Source organism: Mesorhizobium sp. B2-4-15, from assembly GCF_006658505.1.
Taxonomy (GTDB): domain Bacteria; phylum Pseudomonadota; class Alphaproteobacteria; order Rhizobiales; family Rhizobiaceae; genus Mesorhizobium.
The window spans coordinates 32,206-45,188 of sequence record NZ_VFUZ01000001.1 but is presented as its reverse complement, the minus strand read 5'-3'; the positions used below and the strand labels follow the sequence as shown (position 1 = coordinate 45,188).

Sequence of the window (12,983 nt, the reverse complement as noted above, 5' to 3'; positions counted from 1 at the left end):
CTCCCATGAAAAGGAAGAAGAACCTCCTCAAAATTTCGGCAGTGTCGGCCGCACCGCCAGTGCATCCTTGACGATCTTCTCGACCGCCTTGCGGCGCTCGCCAGACAGCGGCTGGCGCGGCATGCGGACACGGTCGTTGGTCTGAATGGTGAAAACTTCGGCGAGCTTGATGTTCTGCACCAGATAGGTCGAGACATCGAGGTCGAGTAGCGGCCGGAACCAGCGGTAGATGGCGAGCGCCTCCTCGCGGCGGCCCTGCTTCATCAGCTGGTAGATGGCGACGGTTTCGCGCGGGAAGGCGGTGACCAGGCCGGCCACCCAGCCGATGGCGCCGACCGACAGCGCCTCGAAGGCGAGATTGTCGACGCCGGTGAACAGGTCGTACCGGCTGCCCAGGCGGTTGATGATCTCGGTGGAGCGGCGGATGTCGTCGGAGGATTCCTTGATGGCCACGAAGCGCTTGTCCGACGACAGCTCCTCCATCTGGTCGACGGTGACGTCGACACGGTAGGCGAGCCGGTTGGAGTAGATCATCACCGGCAGGTCGCCGGCTTCGGCGACGGCACGCAGGGCCGCGACCGTCTCTTCCGCATTCGTGTGGTAGATCGGGCTCGGCACCACCATCAGGCCATTGGCGCCTTCCCTCGCGGCACGCTTGGCGATGCTGGCCGCCTCGCGGGTGCCTGCCTCGTTGACCGTCAGCAGCACCGGCTTCTTGCCGGCGACTTTCTGCGCGGTCTTCAGCACCTCGATCTTCTCGTCATGCGACAGCATCGGTCCTTCGCCGAGCGAACCGCAGACGATGATGCCGTCGCAGCCAGCCTCCATCTGCAGGTTGAAGCAGCGTTCCATTTCGGCATGGTCAAGGCGATCGTCGGCGGTGAATTTGGTCGTGACGGCGGGGAAGACTCCGGTCCACATGATCATTTCTCCATCTGATATATCAGACGTATATCTGTTGGGAAAGTCGCTGTCAATGCGGAATCCGTTATGATATATTCTAGATATATCAGGAGCCCGCCATTGATATCCCTGGAAGCAAGCATGATGTCCGAGCCGGCGGCGACCAAGGCCTATCGCGTGCTCGAGCATATGATCGTCACGCTGGAACTGGCGCCGGCGGGCTTTGTCACCGAGGGGGCGCTGATCGAAAAGCTGGCGCTGGGCCGCACGCCGGTGCGCGAGGCGATCCAGCGGCTGGCCTGGGAAGGGCTGCTGGACGTGCGGCCCCGCGCCGGCATCGCCATCGCGCCGCTGCATCCGGGCGACTGGCTGCGCGTGCTCGACGCCCGGCGCGGCGTCGAAGTGGTGCTTGCCCGCTCGGCTGCCCGCTTCGTCACCCGCGAGGCCGCCGACCTGTTTCACGAGGCGGCCCTTTCCATGCAGAAGGCGGTCATCTCCAGCAATGTGCTTGCCTTCATCCAGGCCGACAAGGCGCTCGACGAGGCGCTGGCGCTGGCCGCCGACAATCCGTTCGCCGCCAGGCTGGCCGCGCCCTTGCAGACCCATAGCCGCCGCTTCTGGTTCCGCTACAAGGCCGACACCGGGCTGGCGGAATCCGCCGAGCACCATGTCGCCTTGATCCGCTCGATCCTCGACGGCGACGAGGAAGCCGCGGCCAAGGACGCCAAGAGGCTGATGGCGCTGCTGCGCGGCCATGCCGAGGTCGCCGCCACGCGTTGATCGGGCGGCTCAGATGCCGTGCGTCATCGTGGCGACGGCGAGATTGTTCTCCCAGCCCTCACCGGCCGCGAGGATGCAGCTTCGGCCCTTCACGTCGGTTATCAGCATCGTCCAGGACCCGCTTGCCGAAACGTAGATCTCGACAATGGCGGCCTGTCCGACCACTCCGTAGCCGATCTGCTTCTCTTGAAAAGCCTGCGCCAATCCCGCGACGACGTCATTGTGGGCGCCGCAGACGAGTTGCGCCTGTGCGGACAGCGTCGTCAGCGCCAGCGCGGCGCCGGTCGCGGCCATCCGGATCCATCGAAACGAAATTTTGTGTGCCATCCGGCATCTCCTTCGCCCTGACATTCCGGCAAGGGAGGCACGTTGGCAGCCTCAGCACACCGGAGCGTTCCAGGCCGGATCCGACGTCTTCATCACGTCACTCCTTCTGGTTTCCGGTCTGTCGTGTGGGAAGTTCCCGTCACTTCCCTTGATTCGATATGGTAAGGTCCCGATCCGAAAACAAGCACCCGTTCGGGCCTTGCCGCCATCGTCCCCAAGTCGCGCCGCGGTGCGCTGGAAAGGCTGTCAGTCAAAAGCGTCAAGCGGCCCATAGCGCTGCTGCATGGCTCCTGCCGCGATGATGGCCGCGACACACCGAACTTCGCTCAAGCGCCCGGCAGGGCTGCCTTCATCGTCGAACTGTCCCAGCCTTCGCCGACGGACAGGATGCAACTCTGGCCCTTGGTATCGGAGGCCAGTACGGTCCAACTGCCTTGTTCGGAAACAAAGACCTCCAGGATCACGCTTGGGTTGATCAGGCCACGCCCGGCTTCGCTCTCATGGAAATTGTCGCCGAGCGCCTTGACGATGTCGGCGCGCGCGGCGCATTGCCCGGCCGCTTCAGCCTGCACGACACCGGACATTGCCATGGCCGTGCAAAATATCGTTGCGATAAAACGTCGTTTCATCTGACACCTCCTTGCGCCAGACGAGCACCCCGGGTTTACACCGGCGCTGTCGGATTGCCTGCCCATGGCAGGAATACAGCAAAAGCTGTAGCCCGGCCGCTTTGTTCCATCACATTAGCGTTTAGACATATAGCGTGGCGTGAGAATCAAAAGGCCCGGGGTGCGCCCGGGCCTTCCTGATCATTCATCGTCGGGGTGACGAACTCGGCGCGTCCTTGATGCCGGCCCGCGCGCCCGCGGCCGAAGGCGAGGACGCGCAAGCAAGAAATCGTCCGGTCAGTTCATCGTCGGGATAACGAACTCGGCGCCGTCCTTGATGCCGGCCCGCGCCCGCAGCCGAAGGCGAGGACGCGCAAGCAAGAAATCGTCCGGTCAGTTCATCGTCGGGATAACGAACTCGGCGCCGTCCTTGATGCCGGACGGCCAACGCGAGGTCACCGTCTTGGTCTTGGTGTAGAAGCGGAACGCATCCGGGCCGTGCTGGTTGAGATCGCCGAAGGACGACGCCTTCCAGCCGCCGAACGTGTAATAGGCAATCGGCACCGGGATCGGCACGTTGACGCCGACCATGCCGACCTGGACACGGCTTGCGAAATCACGCGCTGCGTCGCCGTCGCGGGTGAAGATGGCAACGCCGTTGCCCATCTCATGATCGTTGGCGAGTTTGATGGCGTTCTCATAGGTCGGCGCGCGCACCACCGAGAGCACGGGCCCGAAGATTTCCTCCTTGTAGATGCGCATGTCTGATGTGACATTGTCGAACAGGCAGCCGCCCATATAGTAGCCGTTCTCATAACCCTGCATCTTGAAGCCGCGGCCATCGACGACAAGCTTGGCGCCTTCCTTGACGCCGGTATCGACATAGCCCTTCACCCGCTCCAGCGCCTGTGCCGTCACCAGCGGGCCGAAATCGGCGGAGGAGTCCGTCGATGGACCGACCTTGAGGCTCTCGACACGCGGCACCAGCTTTTCCATCAGCCGGTTGGCGGTGTCGTTGCCGACCGGGACGGCAACCGAGATCGCCATGCAGCGCTCGCCCGCCGAACCGTAGCCGGCGCCGATCAGCGCATCGACAGTCTGGTCCATGTCGGCGTCCGGCATGATGATCATGTGGTTCTTGGCGCCGCCGAAGCACTGCACGCGCTTGCCGGCCGCGGTGCCACGCGAATAGATGTAATGCGCGATCGGCGTCGAACCGACAAAGCCGATGGCCTTGATGTCGGGATCGTCAAGGATGGCGTCGACAACATCCTTGTCGCCATTGACGACATTGAGGATGCCCGCCGGCAGGCCGGCCTCGATGAACAGTTCGGCAATGCGCATCGGCACGCCCGGATCACGCTCGGAGGGCTTCAGGATGAAGGCATTGCCGCACGCGATGGCCGGCGCGATCTTCCACAGCGGGATCATCGCCGGGAAATTGAACGGCGTGATGCCGGCCACGACGCCGAGCGGCTGGCGCATCGAATAGACGTCGATGCCGGGGCCGGCGCCATCGGTGAACTCGCCCTTCATCATGTGCGGCGCGCCGATGCAGACCTCGACCACTTCGAGGCCGCGCTGGATGTCGCCCTTGGCGTCGGCAATGGTCTTGCCGTGCTCGCGCGCCAGGATGTCGGCCAGTTCGTCATAGTCGCGCTGGACCAGTTCGAGGAACTTCATCAAAACGCGCACGCGGCGCTGCGGGTTGGTGGCGGCCCATTTGGGCTGCGCTGCCTTGGCGTTCTCGACCGCGGCGCGCAGTTCCGCCTGCGAGGCCAGCGCAACCGTGCCGCGCACGGAGCCGTCCATCGGCTGCATGACATCCTGCTTGCGGCCGCTGGTGCCGGCGACGCGCTTGCCGCCGATGAAATGACCGTATTCGATCATGATTTCTCTCCCTGGGTTTGTGATGCTGCATTGTCCGCCTTTGGCAAGCGGAAGGCAACGCGAGGGAGATCGCAACCGTTGTGCGGAAAATAGACAACGAGCGCTGGGTGTGCATTAATTGCCGCAAATGATGGGTAGCTGAAAGGCTGAAGCTTGCGTTCCTTCACACCCCCCTCTGTCCTGCCGGACATCTCCCCCGCAAGGGGGGAGATCAGCAGCTTTTTTGATGGCACCCATTCTCAAACGTCGCTGGTTGGCGAAAGACGGTACGACATCCAATCTCCCCCCTTGCGGGGGAGATGGCCGGCAGGCCAGAGGGGGGTGGGCGGGAACTCGAGCTGCAATCTCAAGCTTATGGGTCATCCCCATGAACTGGGATGACGTCCGCGTCTTCCTTGCCGTGGCCCGCGCCGGCCAGATTCTGGGCGCGGCCAAGCGGCTCGAACTCAACCACGCCACCGTCTCGCGCCGCATCGCTGCGCTCGAGGATGCGCTGCGCACGAAACTCTTCCGCCGCCTGACCACCGGCAGCGAGCTGACGCCGGCCGGCGAGCGCTTCCTCGACATTGCCGAACGCATGGAGGGCGACATGATCGCCGCGCGCTCGGCCATATCAGGCGAGGGCGACGATATCTCGGGCACGGTGCGCATCGGCGCGCCGGACGGCTTTGGCGTCGCCTTCCTGGCCAGGCGTCTCGGCGCGCTGACCGCGCTGCATCGCGAATTGACGATCCAGCTCGTGCCGGTGCCGCGCTCTTTCTCCCTCTCACGCCGCGAGGCCGACATCGCCATCACTGTCGAGCGGCCGACCGAAGGCCGGCTGGTGGCGGGAAAGCTGGTCGACTATTCGCTCGGCCTGTTCGCGTCGCGTGCCTACGCCGATGCCAACGGCCTGCCCAAAACCGCGGCCGAACTCTGCCGGCACACCCTCATCGGCTATGTGCCCGACCTCATCGTCAGCCCGTCGCTCGACTACGCCGCCGAATTCAGCGCCGACTGGCGCACCAGCTTCGCCATCTCCTCGGCGCTCGGCCAGGCCGAAGCGGTGCGCTCGGGCGCGGGCATCGGCATCCTGCACACTTTCGTCGCCCGCTCGATGCCGGAACTGGTGGCCGTCGATGTGGTGGCGCCCATCCGTCGCGCCTACTGGCTGGTCTATCACGAATCGGTCAGGCCGCTGCGCCGCATCCAGATCGTCGCCAGCTTCATCACCAAGGCGGTGGAACGCGAACGGGGCCTGTTTACCTGATTTCGCAAAACCGGCACACAATGTGCCGCTCAAGGTGAGTCGAGAACAAACGAATTCACCACACGCTCAGCCTTGTCCGCCAGCGGCGCCCACATCTGCGCAACCTGGCCGGCGCTCTCGCCCATCACGCTGCAATTGACATAACCGTAGCGCGCGCCTCGAACCGAAAAAGCAAACCTGGAATGGCCATGGAGGCGGGTATCCTTGTCGATAACCGTAAAGTCCAGATCGGCAAGACGCACAGGATAGCCGTCCGGAAACCTTGCAAGCTTGTCATTGCTGAACTCGGCTGTGCTGTATGATCTACCTATCATCCACTTCCAGTCGTTCATCGACCAGTCCTCGATGAACTTGCGCGGATCGGCCGGCGAGCCGGGTCCGGATCGATTGTAAAGCGAGGCCGAAACCATGCAGGTAAGACTCTGATCGTTGGGTTCTATACTCAGCAATATCGCCTCGTCGGAAGGCGGCTCATTGATCCATTCCTGGGAAAGGTCAGCGAAAATCCGTTGGCCCGGTCATGGACCGTCTTGTCCGCAGCATCGGCCCCCGCAGCGCAGGACAAAAATCCAACAGTCATGACGAGAAGGCAGATACGCATGCAGATGCTTGTCCCCAAATCCTTACGGGTTCGGCCCTTCAGGCAGTCCCAAAATCACAATAACACAGCAGGCCGCAAGCAATGCTGCCTTTTCCTTGCCATAAAACCGGCCAGTGTGGCATCAGGCGTGCGGCCACCGGCCACGAAGCGGGCCGCCGGGTGGGGAAATCTTTCAGAAAGCTGGCGCGGATAGACATGCGAGCCGTTCTTGCCATCCTGCCGCTGCTTTTCGTTTCCGCGTGCGCCAATCCATGGACCAAGGTGCCCGAAGCCGATTTGCCCAAACCGATCCGCTACGCCATGGCGCGCCCCTCGCCTTTCGTCATCGGCAATTATTGCGGTCCGGGCACCCGCACCGGCGATCTTTCCGCCCGGCCGGTCGACCGCCTCGACGCCGCCTGTCAAATCCATGACGCCTGCTACATCGCGCGTCACAATCATTGCGACTGCGACGGCGCCCTCATTGCCTCGGCGAGGGCGATACGCGATGACAGGACGGCGCCTCGCAAGATGCGCGGCGCGGCCGAACTGCTGATCGTCACCTTCGCCGTTCCTGTCTGCAAGGTCTTCCCGCAAGGCTTCATGCCGCCCCGCGATCCGGCGCAGTTGCGCGCGATGAAGGCCGGAGTCACCGGTTGAACGTCCGCGCATCCATCATTCTGGCCCTGTTCGCACTGGCAATCCTTGCCGGCTGCGCTGGTGCGGGCCGCAATGCCTGCGACCTCTTGCCGGAACAGGAGGCCTGCGCGCGGCCCTCGCTGTCGGCCAGTTCATCCGGGCCGCGGGTCGCGGCCACGCAGTTCTTCGGAGATGCCGGCACCAGCGACTACGAAAGACGGTTCCAGGCGCTGCTCGCCCACAACCAGCTCGATGCCATGGATCGCGCCAACGGCACCGGCCCGTTCGGGCGCAACCGCCGCGATGTACAGAATCGCGATTTCCAGGCGACCTATTCAACGCTGCAGCAACTGGCCGGACCGGTCGCAAACGCGCATCTAGCGCCTTCCGTTGGCGGCAGTGGCGAGGGCCAGTTCGGCGGACGCTGGCGGGTGTCGCGGCAGACGCTCTACATCGATGCGGCCGCACGGCCATCGGTATCCAAGACGTTCGAATTCTCCGGCCTGCAGGCACGCAGCACCGAGATCGTGCTGCGTCAGGCCGGCAAGCAACCGGCCGACATCGAGGGCACCTGCGACGGCACTTTGGCGATCCGCGCCGCCGGAGCCTCACGCACAATCGCCCCCGGCACGGAATTCCGCCTTCGCCTCTCGGGCGAAGACGATACGGCCAGCCTGTTTCCGGGCGACAGCCTGAACCGTTGCACGGCAAGGATCCGCTCCAGCCTCGTCCCGGCCGGCGCTCCGCTCACCATCCTGCGCGAGGAGACCGCCGATCCCGGGCTTGCTGCCTTCGACAGCCGTTACCAGCGTTGCCCGGTACCCGACGGCGCCGGCCTCGACGCGCTTGAACGCGCCTTCTATGCCAGCCGTTGGCTGTCGCAGACCTGCGCCTTGCCGATCGGCGAGCCCAGACTGCTGCGCAAGTCGCGTGACGGCTTCAACGCCAAGGTCGAGGCGCTGATGGGCGCGCCGCTGTCCGACGCCGCCATCGACAAGGGCGATCCGGAACTGCCGCTCGATTTCTCGAAGGCGCCAAGGCTGAAGCTGATCTATCTGTCCTCGCTGGAGTTCAAGGCCGACTTCTCCGGCCGCATCATCGAGCGGCTGATCCGCCATCATGCCGCCCTCGGTACCAAGGTGCGCATCATGGTCACTGACGTGCTCGAGCGCGAAAAGGACGACGCCATGCTGCACCGGCTTGCGGCCGAATTCCCCAATGTCGAGCTGCAGGAATACCGCTGGCGCGCCGACCATGGCGCGCCGATCGACGAGCAGGTTTCACAATTGCACAAGACCCATCACATCAAAATGCTGGCAACGCTGGCGCAGGATCCGGCGCGCTCCCGCGTCATCATCGGCGGCCGCAACATCCACGACGGCTTCCTGTTCCATCAGCCGATCGACCTGTCGCGCTATCCGGACCTGCAGCAATACGGCAAGACCGATGGCCTGTCGCTGAACTACTATTCGAACTGGAGCGACTTTGATATCGAGTTCGCCGACAATGCGACGGTCGACACGCTTGCCGCGCATCTGTCGACAATATGGTTGCGCGACGCCGACACCAACCTGTCGCGCCCCTTCTCCATCCCGGTCCGCGCCGGCGGCCGCCGCCCGTCGGGCAACGCCCGGCACTTCATTTCAGTGCCCTATGAGGACGACCATGCGCTGGAGGACTATTTCGTCGATCTGATCGATGCCGCCCAGCACCATGTCCAGATCGTCAACCCCTATCTCAATCTGACGCCGAGCCTCGCCCACGCCTTCGACCGGGCGCTCGCCCGCGGCGTCAAGATCGACATTGTCGGCCGCATCGATCTCAAGGGCGATATCGGCGGCAGGTTTCTCACCGCGCTCAACAAGCTGTTCGTCGAGCAATATGGCGGCCGCATCAACATCCGCGAGTTCAAGGCGCCGGACGTGGTGCTGCATTCCAAGATCATGATGATCGACGAAAGGCTGGTCGCCATCTCCTCGGTCAACCTCAACAACCGCAGCTTCTTCCACGACTCGGAGAACGGCATGACGGTGCTCGATCCCGCTTTCTACGTCAGGATGAAGCCGATCTATGACGACTACCTCGCCCACTCGAACCCGGTCGCCACCAATGTGACCATCCCGTGGGCCTACCGGCTGCTGTTCGACGAGGAGTGGGTGAAGGAAGCGTTTTGACACTCATCGGTCATGCCGATGAACGGCGCCTTGGCTATTTCAGATAACGCTCCTGCGCCAGTGCGCGCACATCGATATCCGGCACACGGCTGGAGATGATGTCGGCCAGAACCTTGGCCGAACCGCAGGCCATGGTCCAGCCGAGCGTTCCATGGCCGGTGTTGAGATAGAGGTTGGAAAGCTCGGTGCGGCCGATCAGCGGCGGCCCGTCCGGCGTCATCGGCCGCAGCCCGCACCAGAACGTCGCCTCGCGCATCGCGCCGGCGCCCGGAAAGAGATCGCCGACCGAATGTTCGAGCGTGCGCCGCCGCGATTCGTGCAGCCTGAGGTCGAAGCCGGAAATCTCTGCCGTGCCGCCGACACGGATGCGGTCACCAAGCCGGGTGATCGCCACCTTGTAGGTCTCGTCCATCACCGTCGACACCGGCGCCAGGGCGGCGTCCTTGATCGGCACGGTGATCGAATAACCCTTGACCGGATAGACCGGGATCGACCGCTTCATACGGCGCATGAAGCCCGCCGAATAACTGCCCAGTGCCATGACATAGGCGTCTGCGGTCTTGAAACCCTTGCTGGTGCTGAGGTTGGCAATGCGGTTGCGGCTGCGGATGACGCGCCAGATCGTCATGTCGTATTCGAACTTCACGCCGCGCGCCACACAGAGCTCGGCCAATTTGTCGGTGAACATCTTGCAGTCGCCGGTCTCGTCATGCGGCAGCCTCAGCCCGCCCACGAACTTCTCGCGCACGCCGGCGAGCCCCGGCTCCGCCGCGATGCAGCCGTCCTGGTCGAGGATTTCATAGGGCACGCCATATTTCTTCAGCACCTCGACATCGCCTGATGTGCCGTCGAGCTGTTTTTGCGTGCGGAACAGCTGCAGCGTGCCCTGCGACCGCTCGTCATAGCTGATGCCGGTCGCTTCGCGCAGCGCCTTCAACGTGTCGCGGCTGTACTCGGCCAGCGGCACCATGCGCGATTTGTTGATCGCGTAACGCTCGGCGGTGCAGTTGCGCAGCATCTTGACCAGCCATGTCCACATATGCGGGTCGAAGGCCGGCCGCACCACCAGCGGACCATGCTTCATCAAGAGCCATTTGATCGCCTTGAGCGGAACGCCGGGCCCGGCCCAGGGCGAGGCATAGCCGGGCGAAATCTCGCCGGCATTGGCGAAGCTGGTTTCCAGTGCCGGGCCTTTCTGCCGGTCGACCACCGTCACCTCGTGGCCGGCCTCGGCGAGATAATAGGCCGTGGTCACCCCAATGACACCACCGCCCAGCACCATGATCTTCATCGTTCACTCCTTACGCCGCGTCTAACGCCCATAGACACGACCCACTTGCGATTTGCGCATGATCCCCGGCGAAAATCGTCCCCGATCTTCGAGACCACGCGCCGTTGCCATTCACGCCGCCGAGGGGCCGGGGTCGTCATCCTCTGTCTGCCGCATTCCGGCCGCCGCGCCAAGAGGCTCGATTGGGGCTGCGGCGCTGTAGACGAGAGTCAATCCATGCGGCCGACGTCCACCAGCCGAGGCTTTCTCCCTGGCTTCCCGCCGCGCGGCTTCCGGCTGATAGAGCACCGTCTTGATCCGGATCGCCTCCCGCCTGCCATCAGCGTGTTCGATCGATGCCGTCTGGCCCTGCGCCATGCCGAGCATGCAGAGCCCACGCCTTGTCGCCACCGACAGGCTGGAGCCGACCGGCCCGCGCACCTCGTTCTGCACCAGGGTGCGCGTCTCGGCCGCGCCGGCATCGACGCAAAACACCACCCTGCTGTTTAGCGTCACGACATCGGGTTCGACCGAATCGACCGGCACGACGCGGGCGTTGGCAAGCTTGTCCTCGATCATCCGGACGATCGGATCCGCGAACGCCCGCCGTCGTTCCAGCATGACTTCGAGCACCGCGAAATCCTTCGTCGTCAGGCGGCAGCTCATGTTCCTCATCACCGCCTCCACGATCAGCGCCCGCCGCCGGCGGGGATATCGACGGCCTCCACGGTCACCGACAGTTTGCGGCCGCCACGACCGTTCCAGCACACCGCCTGCCCGATGCTGACACCGATGAGCGCCGTTCCCATCGGCGTCAGCACCGAGATCCGGTTTTCGGCAATGTCGGCTTCGCCGGGATAGACCAGCACGATGCGCTGTGTGTTCCGGCCTTCGCCGCGGACCGTCACCGTCGAACCCATCCGCACCACGCCAGCCGGCATCGCCGCCGCGTCGGTCACCACCGCCCGGTCCATTTCCGAGAGCAGCTCTTCGGCCGTCTCGGGCGCGCGGTCGAGCAGGGCCCTTGCCAGCCCGGTCAACCTGTCATGGTCGGTGTTGCTGATGAGAATCCGGCTCGATGGACGCAGTCCCGTTGCATGTTGCATGGCAAACCTCATGGATCGGCGCATCGAACGGATGCGCGCCTGCCGCCGCGCTGATTGCGGCTTGGTGAAAGGCCGGCAGCCGCGAAGGGCCGTACGGCTTGATGACGATTGTGGATGTATGGATGCCCCGGTACGGACGGACGCCGAAAGGCGGCCGCGCCGGGGCTACGATCCCGCGATCGGGCAGACCCTGAACAAGGTTCTGATATAAGCGAGGTTGCTCATGCCCCGACCGTTGCCGACAGGCGCCCGCTTGTCAAGCGCGGCCAAACCGCTCAACCGCCGATATAGTGCCGGTGAAAGCGCGGGCCGAGACTGGCCAGGATTTCATAGCCGATGGTGCCGGCATGGCCGGCGGCATCGTCGACGCTTTGCGAGGGGCCGAGCAGTTCGACCAGATCGCCTTCGCGCAGTTTGCCGGGTTGAAGGGCGGAGATGTCGAGAATGATCGAATCCATCGACACACGCCCGAGGAAAGGCAGACGTGTACCTTCGAACCAGGCCGCCGAAGCGGAGCGTCGCAGCCAGCCGTCCGCATAGCCGAACGAAATCGTCGCAAGGCTCAGCGGACCTTGCGCGTAGTAAGTATGGCCATAGCCGATGCCGGTGCCTTTTTCGACGCGGCGCGTCTGCGCCACCTTGGCCTGCAGTCGCACGACAGGCAGCATCGGATTGGGCTCGTCAGGTGTCGGATTGATGCCGTAGAGCGCCGCCCCCGGCCTGGCGAGATCGTAATGGTAGCCCTGTCCGAGAAAAATGCCGGACGAATTGGCAAGCGAGCCGGGCGCCGCGGGCAACATGGCACGCAGCCGTTCGAAGGCCAGCCTCTGCTCTTCATTGGCCGGATGGCGCGGCTCGTCGGCGCAGGCCAGGTGGCTCATCACATATCCGACGTCGATGCCATCGAAAGCGCCGGCATCCCCGGCCAGCGCCTCGACTTCGGCCGGCGCCATGCCAAGCCGCGACATGCCGCTGTCGACCTGGATGGCGGCCGGCAGCCTGCGGCCGGCGCGATGCGCCGCCGCGCGCCAGGCTTTCAACTGCGCGCAGCTGTTGATGACCGCGCATAGGCCGGCCGCCACCGCTTCCGGCTCGGAGCCCGGCGGCAGCCCGTTCAGCACGTAGATGTCCGGTCCAGCTCCGACCACCTTGCGCAGATCGATGCCTTCGGCCAGCAGCGCGACGAAGAAGATGTCGCAGCCTTCCCTGGTCAATGCCGATGCCACCTGCGCTCCGCCAAGGCCATAGCCGTCGGCCTTGAGCACGCCGGCACAGCGCACGCCTGCCAGCCTTGCCTTCAGCCGCCGGTAGTTTTCACGGATCGCGCCAAGATCGATGGTCAGGATGGCCCCGGCCGCCGCTTCGCTTACGGCGGTGACATCATCGGGCAGCAACCTTGTGGGGGCGTCGTTCATGGCGACCCTCCTTTTAGCGGATAGAACATCAATAGGACCGCG

13 protein-coding genes are annotated in these 12,983 nt (G+C 64.2%); 4 read left to right on the top strand and 9 right to left on the bottom strand.

Features of this window, described 5'->3' with window-relative positions; all coding sequences use genetic code 11:
- Nucleotides 1-27 precede the first annotated feature (27 nt).
- Nucleotides 28-921: a dihydrodipicolinate synthase family protein gene (locus FJ930_RS00245; protein WP_141833573.1), complete on the bottom strand. Its 894-nt coding sequence runs from the start codon at nucleotides 919-921 to the stop codon at nucleotides 28-30.
- A 123-nt stretch (nucleotides 922-1,044) separates the two neighbouring features.
- Here FJ930_RS00245 and FJ930_RS00240 point away from each other — a divergent pair, with 123 nt between their 5' ends.
- Nucleotides 1,045-1,683 (top strand): GntR family transcriptional regulator, encoded by a 639-nt coding sequence (locus FJ930_RS00240; RefSeq protein ID WP_246676775.1) that lies wholly within the window; start codon nucleotides 1,045-1,047, stop codon nucleotides 1,681-1,683.
- A gap of 9 nt (nucleotides 1,684-1,692) precedes the next feature.
- Here the strand turns inward: FJ930_RS00240 and FJ930_RS00235 are convergent, their stop codons facing one another.
- From FJ930_RS00235 to FJ930_RS00225, 3 genes are all read right to left on the bottom strand, one after another.
- Nucleotides 1,693-2,010 carry a hypothetical protein gene (locus FJ930_RS00235; RefSeq protein ID WP_141833567.1) on the bottom strand — a complete coding sequence of 106 codons (318 nt, stop codon included), beginning with the start codon at nucleotides 2,008-2,010 and terminating at the stop codon, nucleotides 1,693-1,695.
- A gap of 326 nt (nucleotides 2,011-2,336) precedes the next feature.
- Nucleotides 2,337-2,639 (bottom strand): hypothetical protein, encoded by a 303-nt coding sequence (locus FJ930_RS00230; RefSeq protein WP_140748085.1) that lies wholly within the window; start codon nucleotides 2,637-2,639, stop codon nucleotides 2,337-2,339.
- A gap of 372 nt (nucleotides 2,640-3,011) precedes the next feature.
- Nucleotides 3,012-4,508, bottom strand: coding sequence for a CoA-acylating methylmalonate-semialdehyde dehydrogenase (locus FJ930_RS00225; protein ID WP_140748087.1), 1,497 nt, complete (start codon nucleotides 4,506-4,508; stop codon nucleotides 3,012-3,014).
- Nucleotides 4,509-4,875: 367 nt separating this feature from the next.
- Here FJ930_RS00225 and FJ930_RS00215 point away from each other — a divergent pair, with 367 nt between their 5' ends.
- Complete coding sequence (locus FJ930_RS00215) at nucleotides 4,876-5,757, top strand: LysR family transcriptional regulator (protein WP_141833564.1); 882 nt, start codon at nucleotides 4,876-4,878, stop codon at nucleotides 5,755-5,757.
- A 29-nt stretch (nucleotides 5,758-5,786) separates the two neighbouring features.
- Here the strand turns inward: FJ930_RS00215 and FJ930_RS00210 are convergent, their stop codons facing one another.
- Nucleotides 5,787-6,167 (bottom strand): hypothetical protein, encoded by a 381-nt coding sequence (locus tag FJ930_RS00210; RefSeq protein ID WP_246676774.1) that lies wholly within the window; start codon nucleotides 6,165-6,167, stop codon nucleotides 5,787-5,789.
- A 386-nt stretch (nucleotides 6,168-6,553) separates the two neighbouring features.
- On the opposite strand from FJ930_RS00210, the gene FJ930_RS00205 reads away from it, so the two are divergent.
- Complete coding sequence (locus tag FJ930_RS00205) at nucleotides 6,554-6,997, top strand: hypothetical protein (protein ID WP_140748094.1); 444 nt, start codon at nucleotides 6,554-6,556, stop codon at nucleotides 6,995-6,997.
- A complete protein-coding gene (locus FJ930_RS00200; RefSeq protein WP_140748096.1) occupies nucleotides 6,994-9,150 on the top strand; it encodes a phosphatidylserine/phosphatidylglycerophosphate/cardiolipin synthase family protein in 2,157 nt (718 codons plus the stop codon). Before FJ930_RS00205 ends, FJ930_RS00200 begins: the two co-directional genes overlap by 4 nt.
- Nucleotides 9,151-9,184: 34 nt before the next feature.
- Here the strand turns inward: FJ930_RS00200 and FJ930_RS00195 are convergent, their stop codons facing one another.
- The 4 genes from FJ930_RS00195 to alr form a co-directional block, all read right to left on the bottom strand.
- On the bottom strand, nucleotides 9,185-10,441 hold the full coding sequence (locus FJ930_RS00195) for a D-amino acid dehydrogenase (RefSeq protein ID WP_141833561.1): 1,257 nt from the start codon (nucleotides 10,439-10,441) through the stop codon (nucleotides 9,185-9,187).
- Between the two features lie 111 nt (nucleotides 10,442-10,552).
- Nucleotides 10,553-11,095, bottom strand: a complete 543-nt coding sequence (locus FJ930_RS00190) for a nucleoside-diphosphate kinase (protein ID WP_181763239.1) — start codon at nucleotides 11,093-11,095, stop codon at nucleotides 10,553-10,555.
- A 14-nt stretch (nucleotides 11,096-11,109) separates the two neighbouring features.
- Entirely contained in the window at nucleotides 11,110-11,526 is a 417-nt protein-coding gene (rnk, locus tag FJ930_RS00185; RefSeq protein WP_141833556.1) for a nucleoside diphosphate kinase regulator, read from the bottom strand.
- Between the two features lie 275 nt (nucleotides 11,527-11,801).
- Nucleotides 11,802-12,941: an alanine racemase gene (gene alr, locus FJ930_RS00180; RefSeq protein ID WP_141833553.1), complete on the bottom strand. Its 1,140-nt coding sequence runs from the start codon at nucleotides 12,939-12,941 to the stop codon at nucleotides 11,802-11,804.
- Nucleotides 12,942-12,983 lie beyond the last annotated feature (42 nt).

What these genes read in the sequence shown, in the direction of transcription:
- FJ930_RS00245 (WP_141833573.1), bottom strand. Translation starts at nt 921, where the DNA reads ATGTGGACCGGAGTCTTCCCCGCCGTCACGACCAAATTCACCGCCGAC.
- FJ930_RS00240 (WP_246676775.1), top strand. Translation starts at nt 1,045, where the DNA reads ATGATGTCCGAGCCGGCGGCGACCAAGGCCTATCGCGTGCTCGAGCAT.
- FJ930_RS00235 (WP_141833567.1), bottom strand. Translation starts at nt 2,010, where the DNA reads ATGGCACACAAAATTTCGTTTCGATGGATCCGGATGGCCGCGACCGGC.
- FJ930_RS00230 (WP_140748085.1), bottom strand. Translation starts at nt 2,639, where the DNA reads ATGAAACGACGTTTTATCGCAACGATATTTTGCACGGCCATGGCAATG.
- FJ930_RS00225 (WP_140748087.1), bottom strand. Translation starts at nt 4,508, where the DNA reads ATGATCGAATACGGTCATTTCATCGGCGGCAAGCGCGTCGCCGGCACC.
- FJ930_RS00215 (WP_141833564.1), top strand. Translation starts at nt 4,876, where the DNA reads ATGAACTGGGATGACGTCCGCGTCTTCCTTGCCGTGGCCCGCGCCGGC.
- FJ930_RS00210 (WP_246676774.1), bottom strand. Translation starts at nt 6,167, where the DNA reads ATGGTTTCGGCCTCGCTTTACAATCGATCCGGACCCGGCTCGCCGGCC.
- FJ930_RS00205 (WP_140748094.1), top strand. Translation starts at nt 6,554, where the DNA reads ATGCGAGCCGTTCTTGCCATCCTGCCGCTGCTTTTCGTTTCCGCGTGC.
- FJ930_RS00195 (WP_141833561.1), bottom strand. Translation starts at nt 10,441, where the DNA reads ATGAAGATCATGGTGCTGGGCGGTGGTGTCATTGGGGTGACCACGGCC.
- FJ930_RS00190 (WP_181763239.1), bottom strand. Translation starts at nt 11,095, where the DNA reads ATGAGGAACATGAGCTGCCGCCTGACGACGAAGGATTTCGCGGTGCTC.
- rnk (WP_141833556.1), bottom strand. Translation starts at nt 11,526, where the DNA reads ATGCAACATGCAACGGGACTGCGTCCATCGAGCCGGATTCTCATCAGC.
- alr (WP_141833553.1), bottom strand. Translation starts at nt 12,941, where the DNA reads ATGAACGACGCCCCCACAAGGTTGCTGCCCGATGATGTCACCGCCGTA.